This window comes from Hydrogenophilus hirschii (assembly GCF_054656675.1).
In genome coordinates, this window is the sequence record NZ_BAAHXQ010000001.1 from 1,034,869 (window position 1) to 1,054,809 (window position 19,941).

The following is a 19,941-nucleotide window of genomic DNA, read 5'->3' on the forward strand; positions in this document are numbered from 1 at the left end:
GGAATGCCGATGGCTACCGCTTTTCGTCTTCACGACCTGCGGGAGACACTGCACAATGAACTCCATGCCCGCCCGTCGGTGGTCGTCACCGCCCCCGCTCAGGTCCGCTCCTGGGCGTTTCTCATCGAACCCGACGAACACCCCGCAGCGCGCGCCCACTGGGCGCTTCTGACCAATCGTCCAGACGTCAAACGGCTCAACGACAGCTCTGACCGCCAAGAGCTCGTCGAATACGGTGACCTGCGGGTGAAATGGGAACACCACACCGAGTTCGTCTCTTACACCGTCTATTGCGAAGGAACCCCCGGCACCGAAGCGATCCTGGCGAAACTTCCCCCGCATTGGATCGACCAAGGACCCGGATCGTTGATTGCCGCCGTCGCCGTCGACATCCAAACCATCCGCGAAACCCCGCCGGATCAGTTCATCGACGCCATCGATCCGCTCGGTCCCACCACCGTCGCCTCGAAGATCGCCGACGGCGCCGGGTGGCTCTTCACCGACTTCCACCTCCACGACGGCATGACCCACTTCACCATCATCGACGGTGCCATTTTGCCGCGTCAATTGGGCCGGATCGTGCAGCGGCTGATCGAAATCGAAACCTACCGCATGCTCGCCCTTTTGGCGTTTCCCGCAGCACGAATGGTGAGCGCCGAACTCTCTCTCTGGGAAAAGCGGCTGGCGCAATTGATGCACGACCTGGGCGAAGCCAACACCATCGAAAATGAGCGGGTTCTGCTCCAACGCCTTACCCAACTGGCCGCCGAAGTCGAACGCTCGGTCGCCGACTCCAACTTCCGCTTCGGTGCTGCCGCCGCTTACTACCGCCTGGTTCAGCAACGCTCCGAAGACCTGCGCGAACAGCGCCTTTCTGGCTACTCGACCTTGAAAGGATTCTTGGAACGGCGCCTTGCCCCCGCGATGAACACCTGCGCCGCAGTGCACCGCCGCCAGGAAGAACTCTCTGCCCGGATCGCGCGCAACTCGCAACTCTTGCGCACCCGTGTCGATCTCAAACTCCAAGAGCAAAACCAGCAACTGCTGGACGAAATGAACCGCCGCGCCCGGCTGCAACTGCGGCTGCAAGAGGCGGCAGAACACTTCTCCGTGGTCGCGATCACCTACTACGGCTCGCAACTGGTGCAATACCTGGCCAAGGGCGCGAAAGGGTGGCTACCGGCATCGCCGGAACTGATCACCGCGATCGCCATTCCGGTAATTGCCGCTGCTGCCGCCTACAGCATCCACCGCCTTCGGCAGCGCCTCCACGTCTCTGTGCACTGAACCCTATCAGACTGAAAGAGAGAAACCATGACCCAAGCGCTCTACGAATCGAACCTCAAAAGCCTCCCGCTCATTGGCCGTGGCAAAGTGCGCGACATCTACGCAGTAGGCGACGACAAACTCCTGGTGATCGCCAGTGACCGTCTCTCCGCGTTTGACGTCATCCTGCCCGACCCTATCCCCGAAAAGGGCAAGATCCTCACCCAAATCACCGCGTTCTGGTTCGACACCCTGGAGGGAATCGTCGCCGATCAACGCACGGACATCGCGCCGGAAAGCGTCGTCGCCCCAGAGGAACGCGACCAGGTGACCGGCCGCGCGATGGTCGTGAAACGGCTCAAGCCCCTGCCCATCGAAGCTGTGGTCCGCGGCTATCTGATTGGCTCTGGCTGGAAAGAATACCAAGCGACCGGTGCCGTGTGTGGTATCCCACTTCCCGAAGGATTGCGCCTGGCCGAAAAACTCCCAGAACCGATCTTCACCCCAGCAACCAAAGCAGACGTGGGCGAACACGACGAAAACATCTCGTTTGCCGAAGCGCAAGCGCGTTGTGCCGAAGCGCTCGCCCCGTTCGACGGCGCCGCGCTCGCTGAGGCTGCACGCAACGCGGCACTGACGCTGTACCAAAAAGCACACGACTATGCGCTCGCCCGCGGCGTGATCATCGCCGACACCAAATTCGAATTCGGCATCGACGAACACGGCACCCTTCACCTCATCGACGAAGTGCTCACACCGGACTCCTCCCGCTTTTGGCCCGCCGACGCCTGGCAACCCGGTACCAATCCGCCCTCCTTTGACAAGCAGTTCGTCCGTGACTACCTCGAATCGCTCGACTGGAACAAACAGCCCCCGGCACCGAAACTTCCGCCCGAAGTGATCGAAAAGACTCGACAGAAATACCGGGAAGCGTATGAGCGGCTGACGGGGCGGGTGTTGGCTGGGTAGCCCCAAAAATATCCCGATATTTACGTCCATGCACTCCTTATCTTACGTCCCCCATAACGATGCCCTTGGGGAAAAAATCCGGGCAGCGCTGCTGACTAGTTTGTGGGGAACAGAGGGGTAGAAACAGTGGCAACTCACCGAGCTCTACCCTTCTACCGCTACTGGGGAAAAGCCGGTGAAGGCAATACCTGCCACCTGCTGCCCTATCACGCTTTGGACGTCGCCGCCTGCGGAGTGAAGTTACTGGAACGGTTACCACGCTGGCGGCAACTGTTGGCAGCCATGGCTGAAACCGAGGAAGATTCCCTTCTTCTTGCCCTCACGATTTTTCTCTCGCTCCACGACCTGGGAAAATTTGCTACCTCATTCCAGAATCTGCGCCCAGACTTGCTCGAGAAACTGCAGCACCGCCACAGCAACAAAGGTTACCCTACCCGCCACGATACCCTCGGTTACGCCTTGTGGCGCGAGCAACTGCAATCCCGTTGGAGAGACACCAGCCGACGTCGGCGCACATCGGAGAGCCCTGCCGATCCCTGGATGCGGGTGGTCACTGGGCATCACGGTCAACCACCCGGCGAAAACCTCACGGGGCTGCTTCGAGATCACTTCGAGGCAGAGGACATCGCTGCCGCCGAAGCGTTCCTTCAAACGGTGCTCGAACTGGTTGGAGCCGACTCCCTGCCAAAGGTGGCGCTTCCGCCCGAAGCCACCTGGTGGTTGGCGGGCCTCACCGTACTCGCCGACTGGCTTGGCTCCAACATCGAGTTCTTCCCTTACTGCGACGCGATTTTGCCACTTTGCGATTACTGGAAATGCGCACTGGAACAGGCGGAAAGGGCTGTCGAAGCCACTGGCCTGAGTTCAGATCCCCCATCTGAAGATTTCACCCTCGCCAAGTGTTTCGCCGATCCACCCGCAAACCTGACGCCCACCCCGCTGCAGCGGTGGGCGGAGACCGTCGCCCTCGACTCCGGGCCAAGTCTCTTCATCCTCGAGGACGTCACCGGTGCTGGCAAGACCGAGGCCGCATTGCTGCTGGCCCAGCGGCTGCTGCGGAAACAAGGAGGCGGTGGGCTGTATTTCGGCTTGCCAACCATGGCCACCGCAAACGGCATATATCAACGCCTTGGCGGCGGCAAGCCGCCGGTGTACCGCCGACTGTTCGCTCCTGACGCCCACCCTTCACTCGTGCTGGCCCACAGCCGTGCCGGGCTGATCCGTGAGCGCCTCCTACCACCACCCGAACCGGAGGGCGACTACGGCGACGGCACCGAGGCGGCTGCCAACCACTGTAGCGCCTGGCTGGCCGACAACCACAAGAAGGCCCTGCTGGCGGAGGTGGGGGTAGGCACCATCGACCAGGCCCTGCTGGCCGTCCTCGCCTCCCGCTACCAGTCGCTGCGTTTGCTTGGGCTGCTGGGCAAAGTGTTGATCGTAGACGAAGTGCATGCCTGCGACGCCTACACGAACCGCTTACTGGAACATCTCCTCCGCGCCCACGCCAAAGTCGGAGGCAGCGCGGTACTGCTCTCCGCCACCCTGCCCCACACGCAGAAAGCTGCTCTGATCCGGGCGTTCGCGGAGGGGCTGGGACACGAAATCGACCACCTGGAACCAAGCGACGCCTATCCGCTTGCCACCGTCTTCGGACGGACCGGCTTTCGCCTTCATCCCCTGAAAACCCGACCGGAAGTCGCTCGGCAGGTGGTGGTCGAATTCATCGAGCGTGAAGAACAAGCCGAAGTCGTTCTCGCCGAGGCTATCTCTCTAGGATCCTGCGCCTGCTGGATCTGCAACACCGTGGACGACGCCCGCCGGCGCTTCGAGCAGCTGCGCCAGAATCATCCGGACTGGAAGCTGGACCTGTTCCACGCCCGTTTCACCCTTCACGACCGGATGGCCATCGAGCAGCGGGTTTTACGGAATTTCGGCAAGCGTTCCGGGCCTGCCGAACGTCGCGGCCGGATCCTCATCGCCACCCAGGTGGTGGAGCAGTCCCTGGACCTTGATTTCGACGTGTTGATCTCGGATCTGGCACCCATCGACCTCCTGATCCAGCGTGCCGGGAGACTAAAGCGCCACCCCCGTGATGCCGAAGGCCGCTACACCCCAGACGCTCCGGATCGGCGCGGACCTTCGAAGCTCACGGTGCTCGCCCCACCCTGGGACGACGACCCGCCCGCCGACTGGCTGCGTAAGGCCCTACCGGGCACAGCGGCAGTGTACGAAGCCGAAGATGCCCGTTTTTGGCTGGGGATGAAACTGCTGCGGGAAAGACGGGGCTTTGCCATGCCCGGCGATGCCCGTTTTCTGATCGAGGGTGTGTATGACGCGGACCCGTTCGAGGACTTTCCCGAAGGGTTACAAGGGAAAAGTATGGAAGCTGAAGGACTTGAGAAATGCAAACAAAGCATCGGGGAAGACAAGGTTTTGAAACTGGCCGATAGCTACAGTCTGAAGGGCCCCTGGCTCGACGAGGACACAGCGCCCACCCGCCTGGGTGAGCCCACCACCACCGTCTGGCTGGCGCGGCTGGCCGAAGGCCGCCTGCTGCCGCTGCACAGCGACAGCACCACCCCGGAAGCCTGGCTGGAAAGCAGCCTCACGTTGCGCCAGACCCTGGCCTGCCACGAGGTGATACCCGATGGCGTTTCCCCGGAAGGCTGGCAGAAACGGAAGGAAGGACTGCCCGGCAGGGGAAAATGGGGGGTCGTGGTCGCTCTGAACCCCGTTAAGGAAAATCTCTGGGAGGGACAGATTCAGAGTGAACAAGCCCGAATTCGAACAGTTGTCTATTCTCATGTTACCGGCCTCGTTTTCAAGGAGTAGCCCATGAACCTGCTCGACACGCCTTGGATTCCCGTCCGCCGCAGCGACGGCAGCCGCAGCCTCATCCGCCCAGCCGAGATTGCCGACCCGGACAACCCGCCGGTGGCGCTGGACAGTCCGCGGGCCGACTTCAACGGAGCTCTGGCCCAGTTTCTCATTGGTCTACTGCAAACCTGTTATGCCCCGAAGGACGACCGCGAATGGGAGGATCGGCTAGAACAGCCACCGACGGTGGCCGTGCTGGATCAAGCGTTTGCCCGCTATCGCGATGCCTTCGAAGTTGACGGCGCAGGAGCGCGCTTCATGCAGGATTACGAGGCTTTGGAAAAGAGACTCACGGGGCAGAAACGAAAAAGTGCCACCAAACCCATCGAATGGCTGTTCATCGATGCCCCCACCGAAAACACCCTGGAGAACAACGCCGACCACTTCGTCAAGCGCGGCCGTGTGAAAGCTCTGTGTCCCGCCTGCGCCGTTACTGCGCTGTTCACCCTTCAGATCAACGCGCCCAGCGGCGGCGTTGGACACCGCACCTCCCTGCGCGGCGGCGGCCCCCTCACCACTCTGCTGGCCCTGGATCCTGATGGCAGTGGCTTGCCCGACACCCTGTGGCACCACCTCTGGCTCAACGTGCTGCCGCAGACCGTGCGTCTGACCGGCAATTTGCAGCTCTCCGAACCCAAGGACATCTTTCCCTGGCTCGCTCCCACTCGTACCAGCGAAAACGATCAAAACGTCACTCCAGAGGACGCCCACCCCTATCATATATACTGGGCCATGCCGCGGCGCATCCGCCTCGACTTCGATCACACCGATGACGGCACCTGCGATTTGTGCGGCCGCCGGGACCGGCTGCTCACGCGCTATGTCACCCTCAACTACGGTATCAACTATGCTGGCGCATGGCGCCATCCGTTGAGCCCTTACCAGGAACGGGAAAACGCCGAACCGCTTCCCCTGCATCCCCAGCCCGGCGGCATCACCTACCGCCACTGGCTCGGGCTGATCTGCAAGGAACCAGAAGGCAAGACCCGCCTTACCCCGGCCATCGTGGTGCGCGAATTCCAGCGCAAAAAACTACCGGAGGAGCAGTTCCGCGTCTGGGCCTTCGGTTACGACATGGACAACATGAAGCCGCGCTGCTGGTATGAGGCCATCCTGCCGCTCTACCGGGTGCCGGAGGAAATCCGCGACGACTACACCAAGCGGGTAGCTCAGCTGACCGAGGCGGCCGAATATGTGGCTGGTCTGCTGAAAAGCCGGGTCAAGGAAGCCTGGTTCAAACGTCCGGGTGACAAGGGCAATGTTGGCTTTCTTGCCGATAGCTTCTACCAGCACACCGAATCCGACTTCTATGCCTGCCTGCCCCGGCTGGTAGACGCCCTCCCGCAAGGCCGGGATCTGGAGGTGCTGCAAGCGTGGCACGCTATTCTCACCCGCGCGGCCCTGGAACTGTTCGACGAGTGGTCCGGCAACGATGAAATCGCCTTTGCCGATCCGGCTCGCGTAGCCCTGGCCCGCGACGACCTGCGGAAACAGCTCTCCGGCGCCAAGCTCGCCAAGATCCTCACCCTGCCCAAAAGACCCAAGGAGAAAGCCGCATGAGAGAACGAACCTTCGCTCCACATACACCTGCCGGAAACGTCCTCGAGGAATGGTGGCTCGCGCTGGCTGAAAACCGCGGCGACCGCGCCGAGCTGTGCCGAGCCAGATCAGCCGACGACGCCGCTTTGATGCCGGTCACCGTCCAGCTGGTGACCCGACTCCAGGGCACCGCTGTCGCGCAGCACGGCGGCTGGATCGAGCGCATCCCGGCCATCGCGGGGCTGGCTGCCCATCTCGATCCGGATGCCCGCAATGCCGTTCTCGAAGATGCCACCCCACTGCCGGAACGCATGGCACGCCTGAAAGGCGACCGGCCAGTGGTGTCGGAACTGCGGTTCCGCCGCCTGCTGCGAACCCCGCGCCATGAACTCTACCGCCCCATGATCCGCATTCTTGCCCTACTCAACGGCCACGCCAATCTGTACGAACTGGCCGAGTCGATGTTCTGGTGGGGGCCGGGTATGCAGAAGCAATGGGCCTTCGCCTATTTCCCCAAACTGCCGAAAACCGCCTGATCCAAACGGAGCGCAACGATGGAAAGATTCGTTCAACTGCATCTTTTGACCGCCTATCCCCCCGCCAACCTCAACCGAGACGACCTCGGACGCCCCAAGACCGCCCTGGTGGGCGGGGCCGAGCGGCTGCGCATCTCGTCACAGAGCCTCAAACGCGCCTGGCGCGCCTCCGACCTGTTCCAGGAAAAACTCAAAGGGCACATCGGTACCCGTACCAAGCGCATGGGGGAGGAGATCTTCCACCGCCTGGCACATGGGGGCATCGCGGAAAAGCAGGCTCGGGAGTGGGCCAGGCAGATTGCCGCTGTCTTCGGCAAGCTGAAAAAGTCCAAGGACGACGGCAGCATCGAGTCCCTCCACATCGAACAGTTGGCTCACTTCAGCCCCGAAGAACTGACCGCCATCGACGCTCTGGTGCAGCGCCTGATCAAAACCAAAGAAGAGCCAAGCAAGGAAGATCTGAATCTGCTCCGCGAGCGCCACAGCGCCGCCGACATCGCCCTGTTCGGACGGATGCTCGCCGACGCCCCCAGATTCAATACCGAAGCTGCCTGTCAGGTCGCGCACGCGATCACCGTCCACCGCGTAGCGGTGGAGGACGACTTCTATACCGCCGTGGACGACCTCAACAGGGGTGAAGAGGACGTGGGTGCCGGCCACATGGGGGAAACCGAATTCGGCGCCGGGCTGTTCTATCTCTACCTGTGCCTTGACCGTGCATTGCTGCTCGAAAACCTCAACGGCGACGCACAGCTTGCCGAACGCACCATCGAGGCACTGGTGGCTAGCGCCGCCACCGTTGCCCCCACCGGCAAGCAGAACAGCTTCGCCTCCCGCGCCCGGGCCAGCTACATCCTGTGTGAAAAGGGGGACGCCCAGCCGAGAAGCCTCGCCGTCGCCTTCCTCAAGCCGGTGGAAACCGGAAGCAAGGGCCTGCTCGCCAATGCCGTGCAGGCACTGGAAGACGAACGCCGGCGCCTCGACAGCGCCTATGGCGACGGCGACAGCGATGCCGTCGTCATGAACACCCTGACCGGCCAAGGCAGCCTTGCCGACATCCTCGCCTACGCCAAAGGGGGGCTTACCGATGGCTGAATTGCTGCTGTTCCAGATCTACGGCCCATTGGCGAGCTGGGGGGAGCCGGCGGTTGGGGAATACCGTCCCTCCGCCACCCATCCGGGCAAATCCCAGATCACCGGGCTTCTGGGCGCCGCCCTGGGGCTGACCCGCGATCAGGATGCGCAACTGGCCGCATTGACGAGCGGTTACGGTCTGGCGGTGCGGGTCGATGCCGAGGGAGAACTGTTGCGCGATTATCACACCACCCAGGTGCCCCCCGCCCGGCGCGGGAGGACTTTCACCACCCGCGCCGAAGAGCTGGCAGTGGACGACCTCTACACCATCCTCTCCCAACGCGACTACCGGGTCGAAGCCGCCTGGACTTGCGCCCTGTGGGCCACCGCGTCGGCTCTGTATCCGTTGTCGGAGCTGGCTGAAGCGCTGCGCCGCCCGCGCTTTACCCTCTATCTCGGCCGCAAGTCCTGCCCGCCAGCGCTCCCGCTGAACCCTCAAATCGTCAAGGCGGACACGCTCAAAGCCGCCTTCGATCAATACACGATCGATCCCACGCTCGGCCCACTCGAGCACCGTTTAAAGGAGCGCCACCTCTTGGAAGAGCCGATGCCTGAACGTCCTCCTCAAAAGAAGCGCTACTTATGGGAAACACCATTGCCCAAGGGGCTAGACAGCGGCTTTACCGATCAAGAAAAACTCTGGGTGATTCCCCGCCGCGACCAGCCCGGCAACCGCCGCCGCTGGCAGTTCACCGCCCGCGACGAGCACCACGCCATGGCGTGACAGGAGACGATTATGTACCTGACCCGGCTCACCCTTCTCGACCATCCTGACCTCAAGGCCATCGTCCAACAGCTGGGCGACGCCTACCGCGAACACCAGATGCTCTGGCGCCTGTTCGATCCTGCCCCTGACACCAAGCGCGACTTCCTCTACCGCCGTGACGTTCACCTGGGCCGCCCCCGCTATTTCATCCTCTCTAGACGACCGCCGGTCAACCCCCTGGGGCTGTGGCACATCGATCCGCCCAAACCCTTCGAGCCGAAACTGCAAGCCGGACAGAAACTCGCCTTCCTGCTGCGAGCCAATCCGGTGGTGCGTCGGGACCGCGAACGCCACGACATCGTCATGGACAAAAAGAAACGGATCGGATGGGAATCTCTGCCGCTGGACAAACGCCCGCCGCTGCCGGAGCTGATCCATCGGGCTGGTCTGGACTGGCTAAGCGCCCAGGGGAAACGCCACGGCTTCAATATTGACCACGGGGCGGTCCGGGTGGACGGCTACTGTCAGCACCACACCCGCAGGGGCGGCCACGCCATTCACTTCAGCACCTTGGATTTCACCGGCCTTCTGACCGTCACCGATCCCGAGCTTTTTCGTAAGGCGCTGTTTCAGGGCATCGGCCCAGCCAAAGCGTTCGGCTGCGGCCTGCTGCTCGTCAGGAAGGTGTGATGCTGCCGCCACTCAAACCCATCCCCATGAAAGAGCGGATCTCGATGATCTTCATCGAGAAAGGCCAGATCGATGTCATCGACGGCGCATTCGTGGTCGTGGATGAAAATGGTGTTCGTACCCAGATTCCACTTGGATCAGTTGCCTGCATCATGCTGGAACCGGGCACCCGGATCTCCCACCGGGCCGCAGCCTTGGCTTCCCGCGTCGGCACCCTGCTGGTCTGGGTAGGGGAGGCGGGCGTGCGCCTGTATGCGTCCGGCCAACCCGGCGGCGCTCGCGCCGATCGCCTGCTGTATCAGGCTCAGCTGGCCCTGGATGAGAAGACCCGCCTCAAGGTGGTGCGCAAGATGTACGAACTGCGCTTTGGCGAAAAACCGCCGGAAAAACGCAGCGTCGAGCAGTTGCGCGGCATCGAGGGGGCGCGGGTACGGAAAATGTACCAGCTACTGGCCAAACAGTATGGAGTCAGGTGGAATCGACGCGACTACGATCCCGAAATCTGGGACGCCAGTGATCTCCCCAACCGCTGTGTTTCTGCAGCAACCGCCTGCCTTTACGGCATCACCGAAGCGGCTGTGCTGGCGGCTGGCTACGCCCCAGCGGTAGGCTTTATCCACACGGGCAAACCGCTCTCCTTCGTCTATGACATCGCAGACCTGTTCAAATTCGATACCGTCGTTCCCCTGGCTTTCCGCATCGCCGCCAAAAAACCCCGGGAACCGGAGCGGGAAGTGCGACTGGCTTGCCGCGACCTGTTCCGACAGAAAAAGATCCTCGGGCGCATCATCCCCACCATCGAGCAGGTACTGGCCGCCGGCGGCCTGGAGCCGCCAAAGCCACCAAAGGAGTCGGTACCCCCCGCCATTCCGGAACAGGAGAAACTGGGTGATGTTGGTCATCGTGGTTGAAAACGCGCCTCCCCGCCTGCGCGGCCGTCTTGCGGTGTGGCTGGTGGAAGTGCGCGCCGGCGTCTATGTCGGCAATCTCTCCCGGCGGGTACGGGAGATGCTGTGGCAGCAGATCGAGGCAGGGATCGAAGACGGCAACGCCGTGATGGTTTGGAGCACCAATACGGAATCAGGCTTCGACTTTCTCACTCTCGGCAAGAATCGCCGCATTCCCATCGAACTGGATGGCCTGAAACTGGTATCCTTCCTACCGGAACCAAATGAGGGTAAGAAGGAGGGTTGGTAAAGGACACGCTGAACAAATCAGCATTTTACTGGAAATGAGCGAGAGTGACCGTATCCCTTCGACATTCACACCTCGGTGGGCAAGAAATGTCTTTTTTGCCGCCATTTTCGGCTGGCTTTCGCCCCGTTTCTCGGCGAATTTCCTCATTTCGCCCCTCTCAGGACGCACCTTGGGCGTTGAGTGCAAACAATTGCCGCTTGGCGATCAGCAGATTCGCCAACCCAAAGAGCGTGTAGAGCTGCGCAGTGTTCTTCGCCAATCCCTTGTAGCGTACCTTCTTCATGCCGAAGAGGTTCTTGACGATGTGAAACGGGTGCTCGACCTTGGCACGCACGCTTGCCTTGAGTTGCTCGATCTTGTCGATCAACCTGCCCATCGCCGTCTTCGGCAGCGCCTTGCGTTTGCCCGGACGCATCGCGACTTCCCATCGAACCTTGCCGTTGCGGTTCTCTTGCCGCTTCTCGACGCCCTGGTAGCCCGCATCGCCAAAGGCCACTTTCTCTTCTCCATGCAGCAGGGCATGGGCTTGGGTGACATCATTGGTGTTGGCCGGGGTGGTCACCAGCGTGTGGGTGATGCCGGTTTCGGCATCGACGCCAATGTGGGCTTTCATGCCAAAGTACCACTGATTGCCCTTCTTGGTTTGATGCATTTCCGGATCGCGCTTGCCGCTTCGGTTCTTGGTCGAGGACGGTGCGGCGATGATCGTGGCATCAACGACCGTGCCTTCCTTGAGGATCAAACCCTTCTGCGCCAGCACGGTATTGATGGCAGCAAAGATGCGCTCGGTCAGATGGTGCTTTTCCAGCAGGCGGCGAAACTTGAGCAGGGTGGTGGCATCGGGCGCAGACTCCCGCGACAGGTCGATGCCAACGAAGCGCCGGATGGCCTGGCTGTCGTAGATGGCGTCTTCGATCCCTTCATCGGACAATCCGAAGCACTGCTGGGCAATATACATGCGCAGCATGCGTTCCACGCCAATCGGCGGCCGGCCTCGTCCGGTTCCCTTCGGGTAGAACGGTTCGATCTCAGCCACCAGCGCCGACCAAGGCGTTACCGCATCGATTTCGGCAAGAAACCGGTCGCGCCGCGTCACTTTCTTCTTGCTCGCATATTCCAGTTCGGAAAAGCTCGCTTGCATCGTCAAGTGCCTATCAAATGTCAGTACTTCAATTGTCGCATGTCAGGGATGAGTTCGGCCCATCGATCTGCGATTAAATCAGTGTGTCCTAAACGTGCTCTTTGACAATCCGAAACAAGAAACTTTCCCTAAAAATCAAAAGTTTACTAAATTTCTTTTTAGCCCATTGTGCTGGTACGCTTTTCAAGCTACCAAAACACCATAAAATTCATAGGGTTACATGAAGTGCGTTCCCCGCGTATGCGGGGATGAACCGTCGCGCGGCTGGATGTCGGTCTCGTCCTCCTGGGCGTTCCCCGCGTATGCGGGGATGAACCGATTGGAAAGAGTCGTCGAATGGCGTCCAGTCCCGCGTTCCCCGCGTATGCGGGGATGAACCGCAGAGTCCAAAAAGACCAACAAGATCGAGAGCCGCGTTCCCCGCGTATGCGGGGATGAACCGCAATTTCGAGAACTGGAACACATACGGCCCTCGCGTTCCCCGCGTATGCGGGGATGAACCGGACTAAGAAATGAAGCGGAGCCCTCGCCGCCTTCGCGTTCCCCGCGTATGCGGGGATGAACCGGACTTTACCCCGTGCGTAATGCCGGGTCTTGGTGCGTTCCCCGCGTATGCGGGGATGAACCGTTGTACGGCAGGCCGTTGTTGGTGCTGGCGATCGCGTTCCCCGCGTATGCGGGGATGAACCGACCATGGCCGGGCGCGCAGTGGCGCAGCAGTACGCGTTCCCCGCGTATGCGGGGATGAACCGCCGATGGTCTGGACGCCTACACCGTCGTCGTAGCGTTCCCCGCGTATGCGGGGATGAACCGACGCCGCGCTGATCGCACAAGAGGGCCGCGCGCGCGTTCCCCGCGTATGCGGGGATGAACCGGTCACGCTTGGCGAATACCTGGACACCGCCTACGCGTTCCCCGCGTATGCGGGGATGAACCAGCGCGGAGGATGAGCTATGTCTAGAGGAGTAATGCGTTCCCCGCGTATGCGGGGATGAACCGTTGCCTCTTCCGGGCCGTTTTGCCTATCTAGAGCGTTCCCCGCGTATGCGGGGATGAACCGCGAACCCTTGACGCCGCGAGCGACCCCATGCTGCGTTCCCCGCGTATGCGGGGATGAACCGCAATCCCGCGCCCTGGTACCCGTGGCGGGGGAGCGTTCCCCGCGTATGCGGGGATGAACCGCTGAAAGAGAATTTGAAGAGGAATCAAAGAAGGCGTTCCCCGCGTATGCGGGGATGAACCAGGATGCAGCAGCACTGTGCATCGCCGAGGGGTTGCGTTCCCCGCGTATGCGGGGATGAACCGCACCGTGGTGATGATCTTACCTACCACCTTCATGCGTTCCCCGCGTATGCGGGGATGAACCGGCACCTAACTTGGTAGGAGCAGGTCAGATGCTGCGTTCCCCGCGTATGCGGGGATGAACCGCGGAGATGGTGCACTTGTTTCGTCAACTCAATCGCGTTCCCCGCGTATGCGGGGATGAACCGACCAACGAAGAGCCCAAACTCGAACCGATAAAGCGTTCCCCGCGTATGCGGGGATGAACCGTAGCTGGGCCTAACCATTAGCAGCGCGTGAAAGCGTTCCCCGCGTATGCGGGGATGAACCGAATGTGTGGACTTGCGTAGAGAGAAATCTGGAGCGTTCCCCGCGTATGCGGGGATGAACCGGCGATCTCAACGCCAGGAACGCCCATCTCGACGCGTTCCCCGCGTATGCGGGGATGAACCGCAAAACGGCCCTGGGGGCGCCACCCCAGAGCCGCGTTCCCCGCGTATGCGGGGATGAACCGCCTTCTTCGACGGCCCGAGCCGCCGGGAAAGGCGCGTTCCCCGCGTATGCGGGGATGAACCGCACCCCAAACGCCCACTACACCTCCCTGGAGGTGCGTTCCCCGCGTATGCGGGGATGAACCGAAACCAGCGACCAAAATCCTTTTGGCACCCCTGCGTTCCCCGCGTATGCGGGGATGAACCGTCTCGGAACCGCATCTGGAACACCAGGCTGCGGCGTTCCCCGCGTATGCGGGGATGAACCGCCAGTTTCCCCCTTTCGCTGTTTTGCCCACGCGCGTTCCCCGCGTATGCGGGGATGAACCGTCATCCCACGCCTTCGCGCGGTCATCGGAACACGCGTTCCCCGCGTATGCGGGGATGAACCGTCGGAATTGACCGAAGCGACGTGGGACGAAGTCGCGTTCCCCGCGTATGCGGGGATGAACCGCACCGGAGCGAACTCGCGGCGCTTGATCAACCGCGTTCCCCGCGTATGCGGGGATGAACCGCGATGCTCCAGCTCTAGCCAGTCCATTATCGACGCGTTCCCCGCGTATGCGGGGATGAACCGCCGGAGGATCTGAACGGCGAGTGGCTCATCGAGCGTTCCCCGCGTATGCGGGGATGAACCGTTGCCTCCTTCCGGGCCGTTTTGCCTTTCGGCGCGTTCCCCGCGTATGCGGGGATGAACCGCACGCCCTCGACTCTGTGCTTGCCGTGTCTTCGCGTTCCCCGCGTATGCGGGGATGAACCGACCTGTCCAGCCTACGAGTTCTGCCACGAAACGCGTTCCCCGCGTATGCGGGGATGAACCGGCGGTGAGTTGGTCTTCAGTCATTTGTCGTTCCGCGTTCCCCGCGTATGCGGGGATGAACCGACCGACATGGAACAGGGCTACTGGTGGAGCCCGCGTTCCCCGCGTATGCGGGGATGAACCGACGAGGCGGTGGCAGCCTGCCAGCGCCTGCTCGGCGTTCCCCGCGTATGCGGGGATGAACCGACTACCGAGAGGATCGCCACGATGGGCGCTTCGCGTTCCCCGCGTATGCGGGGATGAACCGGGTCCAGAAGTCGATCACGCCGCCGGTGATTAGCGTTCCCCGCGTATGCGGGGATGAACCGCTGGCGCCAGCCTCTCTTTCGGCGCGGATATCGCGTTCCCCGCGTATGCGGGGATGAACCGGGGCCAAGGCCGGCGCGGAATCGCGGGTAGTCGCGTTCCCCGCGTATGCGGGGATGAACCGGCAGTACGGGCAGCCTGGCGCAGGCCAAGGTGCGCGTTCCCCGCGTATGCGGGGATGAACCGAAGAAACCAACGCGGCGCGAGAGCGCCTCTACGGCGTTCCCCGCGTATGCGGGGATGAACCGATGAAGGCGATCTTCGGGTCAGCGGCGGCGGGGCGTTCCCCGCGTATGCGGGGATGAACCGATACGTTCGCGGGTGCCCTCGACCAGTGCTTGGCGTTCCCCGCGTATGCGGGGATGAACCGGCCGAAGGATGGGGCGACGGCACCGATGTGGCGCGTTCCCCGCGTATGCGGGGATGAACCGTATGCCCGACTCGTAATCGATGAGGCTGCGCAGCGTTCCCCGCGTATGCGGGGATGAACCGCTGCTGGCCGACGTGTGGGCGGACTTCGAGCGGCGTTCCCCGCGTATGCGGGGATGAACCAGTCGTGCGCATCGCCCATGCTCGCCCTGCGCAGGCGTTCCCCGCGTATGCGGGGATGAACCAGACGACGCCGGACGGCAAGCGCCGCCTGGTATGGCGTTCCCCGCGTATGCGGGGATGAACCGTATGACTGGCAGGTGCCGTCGTATGACGCGGTGGCGTTCTTCGCGTATGCGGGGATGAACCGCGCGGCGAGCTGATCTGCCACCTGCTTGTGCAGCGTTCCCCGCGTATGCGGGGATGAACCGCCCCGCAAAGCGCCCCAGGAGGCCGCTGTCGCGCGTTCCCCGCGTATGCGGGGATGAACCGTTCTGGTTGATGAGTACCCCGGCGATGTTATTGCGTTCCCCGCGTATGCGGGGATGAACCGATGATTCTGGAGGAATCATGCCGTTCGTGGAGGCGTTCCCCGCGTATGCGGGGATGAACCGGCTAGACCTGGCTATGTGGTTCGGCATGGCTCGCGTTCCCCGCGTATGCGGGGATGAACCGGCTGTTTTGCACGTTTCGCTATCCGCCGCCCCGCGTTCCCCGCGTATGCTGTCAACACCGACCACAATTGACCGCTTTTCACCGATTCGAGATGTCCGGTTTTCAACGGAATGCTGCTTGGCTGCCCAGGCCGTAGGTGGTGGGCTACCTGTCTCCTTCTGGTTGGGGTAGGTTGGCCGCTTTGGTCAGGAGCCCGGCTTTGCGCTTTTCCTTGAGCCGGAAGCTCTCGCCCTTGATGTTGAGGGTGGTGGCATGATGCAGCAGCCGGTCGAGAATGGCCGTGGCCACCACTTGGTCGGCAAAGATCTCGCCCCAGTCGGCAAACCCTTTGTTCGAGGTGAGAATGATCGAGCCTTTTTCGTAGCGTCGGGCCACCAATCGAAAGAAAAGGCTCGCTTCCTGTCGTTCAAGCGGCAGGTAGCCGATCTCATCGACGATCAGCACCTTGGGGTAGGTAAGCTGCTGCAGTTGCCGCTCCAGGCGTTTCTCCTGCTGGGCACGCTTGAGCCGGTTCATCACTTCCTCCAGCGTCAGAAACAGCACCCGATGACCCGCTTCGGCAGCCTTCACGCCAAGCGCGATGGCCAGGTGGGTCTTGCCCACGCCCGGCGGCCCTGACAGGATGACGTTCTCTGCCCGCTCCACAAACGCCAGTCCGGCAAGGCTTCGGATCATCGGCAAGAAAGCTGCGGCAGTCGAGCTTTTGCTTTGCCGCCTGTTCGCACAGGGCGTCGAGATTTGCGATCAGGTACTCCATCTTGAGTTGGCGCATCAGGTGCATCAGTTCCATGATGCCGCCTCCGCGTAAGTGGTCAGGCTTCTGGTCTCGACCTTGAGTTCCTGCCACAGCCGGGCATGGTGCTCGGGCACGACGCTCCAACCTGTGCGCTTCGGACGCAGCCGGTGTTCGGCTACCACCGTGCCTTCGCTGTCGAACACTTTGAGCGTACCGTCCAGGGCCATGTGGATGAATACGGTTTGCCCACACAAGTGTGCGGGCACGCTGTAGCGGTTGCCGCGCACGTCGATGAAGGCATCGAGCGCCACCCGTCGGGTCTGCCGGTAGCTGGTATCGAAGCGCACCGGCGGCAACGGGGCAAGATGCGCGCGCTCCGCTTCGAAGCGCTCGCGCACGACCTCTTTGTGGGTACCGTGCACCCGCTCGTCGGCCACCTCGGCAAGCCACTTTTGGAGCAACTGGTTGAGATGCGCCAGGCTTTCAAACGCCCGGTGGCGCTGAAAGAAGTTCTCTTTGACGTAGCGCACCATCCGCTCGTCTTTCCCTTTGGTCTGCGGCCGGTGCGGTCGGCAGGCCTTGGGGCGAAACCCATAGTGTGCGGCAAGCGCTAAAAAGCCCGGATTGAACCGCACGCCTCCATCGAGCCCGTGGGCAAGCACCGCTGCTTTCTGGTTGTCCACCCAGACTTCACCCGGCACGCCGCCAAATGCAATTGCCGCCCCGGCGCGGTCTCAAAGCGCACCGTGCCCTTGGGCTTTCTCAGCGCTCGCTTGGGTCGAATGTAGTCACGCAGAATACTGATCCCGCCGCGGTAGCCCATCGCCTGGATCTCGGCAAAGATCACCGTGGCGTTCCAGACCCCTTCGGCAAGCAGCCGATCCACTTGCGCCTTGTAAGGGTCGAGTTTGCTGGACCGAATCCCGCTTCGCCGTCGCGGCGGCGGCCCACCGCGCAGCAGCGCCATAACACCCCTTTTCTCGCATTTCGCGTATCATGAGCCAGTCCTCTCGGTTGAGCATGGCGCTTTCCTTGCTTCTTGACACAACACAAGGATGCACCAGCTTTGTCGGGAGGACATCTCAAACCGGTGTTTTGCGGACATTTACCATCGGTGCTGACAACTGCCGCGTAGGCAGCTCAGAAACGTGGTGAAGACAGTGATCCGTCGGGTGAAAAGTTCACTGCCGCGTAGGCAGCTCAGAAACATGCCGGTCTGGTCGATGGCGCAGCGCGCCAGTTCACTGCCGCGTAGGCAGCTCAGAAATCAGGAACGGCGTTAGAACGCTTCTAGACGGTGTTCACTGCCGCGTAGGAAGCTCTGTCAACACTGGTCACGTTCCCCGAGTATGCGGGGATGAACCAGCTGGGCTGTGTGAGACGGCAGATCAAGAACGAGCACCCAGCATAAGGCTGCCTAGGATGCCTGCCACCGGGATGGTGATGGGCAATGCCAAAAGCGCGCCCAGCAACGCAGCACCCAGCGAAGCGCCGGTTGCCAGCATGATCAGTGCGGGCGTGAGATAGGCGGCCATCAGCAGCAAGAAAATGGCGGAATCGGTATTCATGGGCGCAGTATAGACGAAATTTGGCATGGCAGGCAGCACCTTATCCCTTGGACCAGGGCAATCGCATGAACGGCTCACTGCAGGCCGAGGAGCTGAGCGCGGTAGATGTCGGAGGTAGCGGCGATGAGGCGTCTGGCCTTGATACCGCCCTTGCGTTTGACGGGATCGAGGCGGATGAGATTCAGGGTGATGTGCTTCAAGACGGCGAGATTGTGAGCAGCATGACCGGTGCGAACGCGCATCTGATCATCGGCAAAGGCAACATCCATACACCAATGCAGGCGGTTCTCCACGGCCCAATGTGCGCGTACCGCCCGAGCCAGGCGGTGGGCATCGGCAGGCAGGCTGCTGATGTAGAAACGGCGTTCCAGCGAGATCTTGCCGTTGATACAGCGTTCCGTCTCGATCACTGCGAAGGATTTCAGATCCGGCCATTGCTCGGGTCTGGCCAAGCAGTCCAGTTGATCAAAGGCATAGCAACGGCGTGTTTCCAGGCGGCCATGATCCTTCTCGACCGTTTCGGCCGCCGTGTGCGGGGTAAGTGTTGGGTGTGCTTGGAATTGGGCAAAGAAGTCTCGTATCGAAGCGGCCAACGTCGGCTGATTATCCTTTACCGCCAGAACATAGTCAGCACCACGATCCCGGATGGTTTGGGCAATGTTGGCCTGGGTGCCCATCGCATCGATGGTGACGATGCAGCCTTCCAGCGCCAGCGTGGCCAGCAGTTCGGGAATCGCCGTCTTCTCGTTCGATTTCGCCGCCGTCGCCCGCTGCCCCAGCACCAAGCCCGCACCTGCCGCAAACGCGCTGATCAGGTGCAGCGGCGTGGCATCCACCTTGCCCGTGCGTCGGCTGGTCTTGCCGTCGACCGCCACCACCAACAGTTCGACCAGGTCGTGTTTGACCTTGCCCGCTTGCCTCGGATCACTGATCGATACGAATACGTCCGCCAACCGCAGCTTGTTCCCCGTCTCCATGGGCCACCCCAAAAAGAGAGAAAACTACACAAATCAAGACACTGTGTATAGCCCCCTTGGCAACCCATTGATCGGGAACGACTACTTCAGCAGTCCACGACAGTGGCATTCATGCGATTGCCCTGTCCCTTGGACTGCTGATCACCGCCTCGGCGGGCGCGGCGCATGGCGCGTTGCAATCGCTGGTGCAGAATATCGAGCGACTCAAGACCCGGACGCGCGAGGCGACCGAGGCGCACGCACGCCTGGGTGGCGACACCATCAAGCACATGGCGCGTGAAATTCCATTGGCGCAAACCGAGCTTGCTGCGCTAGCGGAATCTGGCAGCCAACTTGGCGTCAAGATCGGCGATTTGCCGGACTTCGTCGCAATGACCGCGAAGATGGCGGTGGCATTCGACATGGCGGCAAATAAGCGTTCCCCGCGTATGCGGGGATCAACCGGGAGTCGCATGATGTTACCAGCAGCGATCAGCGCGTTCCCTGCGTAACGAGCGGCACGACTACGACAGAGATGACGGCTTCCATAAGGAGATCCACGCGCTGGAGGCGGACGAGCTGATGGAGTGAGCGTGGCAAATCAAGACCGGGCAAGACCGATGGCCAGCCCCAGAAGCATGGCCGCTAATGGCGAGAGCGCAATGCCGATGAAAATTCCGGCAA

At 61.8% G+C, this 19,941-nt stretch carries 14 protein-coding genes, 2 pseudogenes and 1 CRISPR repeat array; of the genes and pseudogenes, 11 read left to right on the forward strand and 5 right to left on the reverse strand.

Annotation, left to right across the window (positions count from 1 at the left end; genetic code table 11):
* Positions 1-9: 9 nt before the first annotated feature.
* The 10 genes from ACYQ4Z_RS05065 (at position 10) to cas2e (ending at position 10,914) form a co-directional block, all read left to right on the forward strand.
* Positions 10-1,287, forward strand: coding sequence for a DUF3422 family protein (locus tag ACYQ4Z_RS05065; RefSeq protein ID WP_219971338.1), 1,278 nt, complete (start codon positions 10-12; stop codon positions 1,285-1,287).
* A gap of 27 nt (positions 1,288-1,314) precedes the next feature.
* On the forward strand, positions 1,315-2,235 hold the full coding sequence (locus tag ACYQ4Z_RS05070) for a phosphoribosylaminoimidazolesuccinocarboxamide synthase (RefSeq protein ID WP_219971346.1): 921 nt from the start codon (positions 1,315-1,317) through the stop codon (positions 2,233-2,235).
* 126 nt (positions 2,236-2,361) lie between these two features.
* On the forward strand, positions 2,362-5,067 hold the full coding sequence (gene cas3 / locus ACYQ4Z_RS05075; protein ID WP_459860258.1) for a CRISPR-associated helicase Cas3': 2,706 nt from the start codon (positions 2,362-2,364) through the stop codon (positions 5,065-5,067).
* Between the two features lie 3 nt (positions 5,068-5,070).
* Complete coding sequence (gene casA, locus ACYQ4Z_RS05080) at positions 5,071-6,672, forward strand: type I-E CRISPR-associated protein Cse1/CasA (protein WP_459860259.1); 1,602 nt, start codon at positions 5,071-5,073, stop codon at positions 6,670-6,672.
* The gene (gene casB / locus ACYQ4Z_RS05085) at positions 6,669-7,187 is read left to right on the forward strand and encodes a type I-E CRISPR-associated protein Cse2/CasB (protein ID WP_219971360.1); all 519 of its coding nucleotides are present in this window, start codon (positions 6,669-6,671) and stop codon (positions 7,185-7,187) included. Before casA ends, casB begins: the two co-directional genes overlap by 4 nt.
* Positions 7,188-7,205: 18 nt before the next feature.
* Positions 7,206-8,282, forward strand: coding sequence for a type I-E CRISPR-associated protein Cas7/Cse4/CasC (gene cas7e / locus ACYQ4Z_RS05090; RefSeq protein WP_219971362.1), 1,077 nt, complete (start codon positions 7,206-7,208; stop codon positions 8,280-8,282).
* Complete coding sequence (gene cas5e, locus ACYQ4Z_RS05095; protein ID WP_219971364.1) at positions 8,275-9,045, forward strand: type I-E CRISPR-associated protein Cas5/CasD; 771 nt, start codon at positions 8,275-8,277, stop codon at positions 9,043-9,045. The genes cas7e and cas5e overlap by 8 nt, the downstream gene beginning before the upstream one ends.
* A gap of 12 nt (positions 9,046-9,057) precedes the next feature.
* Complete coding sequence (cas6e, locus tag ACYQ4Z_RS05100; RefSeq protein ID WP_219971375.1) at positions 9,058-9,717, forward strand: type I-E CRISPR-associated protein Cas6/Cse3/CasE; 660 nt, start codon at positions 9,058-9,060, stop codon at positions 9,715-9,717.
* A complete protein-coding gene (cas1e, locus tag ACYQ4Z_RS05105) occupies positions 9,717-10,628 on the forward strand; it encodes a type I-E CRISPR-associated endonuclease Cas1e (protein WP_233467912.1) in 912 nt (303 codons plus the stop codon). Before cas6e ends, cas1e begins: the two co-directional genes overlap by 1 nt.
* On the forward strand, positions 10,609-10,914 hold the full coding sequence (gene cas2e, locus ACYQ4Z_RS05110; protein WP_219971909.1) for a type I-E CRISPR-associated endoribonuclease Cas2e: 306 nt from the start codon (positions 10,609-10,611) through the stop codon (positions 10,912-10,914). Before cas1e ends, cas2e begins: the two co-directional genes overlap by 20 nt.
* A gap of 157 nt (positions 10,915-11,071) precedes the next feature.
* On the opposite strand, the gene ACYQ4Z_RS05115 is transcribed toward cas2e, so the two are convergent.
* The 5 genes and pseudogenes from ACYQ4Z_RS05115 to ACYQ4Z_RS05135 form a co-directional block, all read right to left on the reverse strand.
* Positions 11,072-12,055, reverse strand: a complete 984-nt coding sequence (locus ACYQ4Z_RS05115) for an IS5 family transposase (RefSeq protein ID WP_108079952.1) — start codon at positions 12,053-12,055, stop codon at positions 11,072-11,074.
* A 227-nt stretch (positions 12,056-12,282) separates the two neighbouring features.
* Positions 12,283-15,997: direct repeats of the CRISPR family, unit length 29 nt; unit sequence GCGTTCCCCGCGTATGCGGGGATGAACCG.
* Between the two features lie 144 nt (positions 15,998-16,141).
* Positions 16,142-16,790 (reverse strand): annotated as a pseudogene (gene istB / locus ACYQ4Z_RS05120) (IS21-like element helper ATPase IstB).
* Positions 16,778-17,755 (reverse strand): annotated as a pseudogene (locus ACYQ4Z_RS05125) (IS21/IS408/IS1162 family transposase). The pseudogenes istB and ACYQ4Z_RS05125 overlap by 13 nt, the downstream one beginning before the upstream one ends.
* A gap of 366 nt (positions 17,756-18,121) precedes the next feature.
* On the reverse strand, positions 18,122-18,328 hold the full coding sequence (locus ACYQ4Z_RS05130) for a hypothetical protein (RefSeq protein ID WP_459860262.1): 207 nt from the start codon (positions 18,326-18,328) through the stop codon (positions 18,122-18,124).
* Between the two features lie 47 nt (positions 18,329-18,375).
* Positions 18,376-19,278: an ISAs1 family transposase gene (locus ACYQ4Z_RS05135; protein ID WP_459860264.1), complete on the reverse strand. Its 903-nt coding sequence runs from the start codon at positions 19,276-19,278 to the stop codon at positions 18,376-18,378.
* Between the two features lie 173 nt (positions 19,279-19,451).
* Between ACYQ4Z_RS05135 and ACYQ4Z_RS05140 the strand changes: the two genes are divergently transcribed.
* Entirely contained in the window at positions 19,452-19,769 is a 318-nt protein-coding gene (locus ACYQ4Z_RS05140; RefSeq protein ID WP_459860265.1) for a hypothetical protein, read from the forward strand.
* Positions 19,770-19,941: the final 172 nt, after the last annotated feature.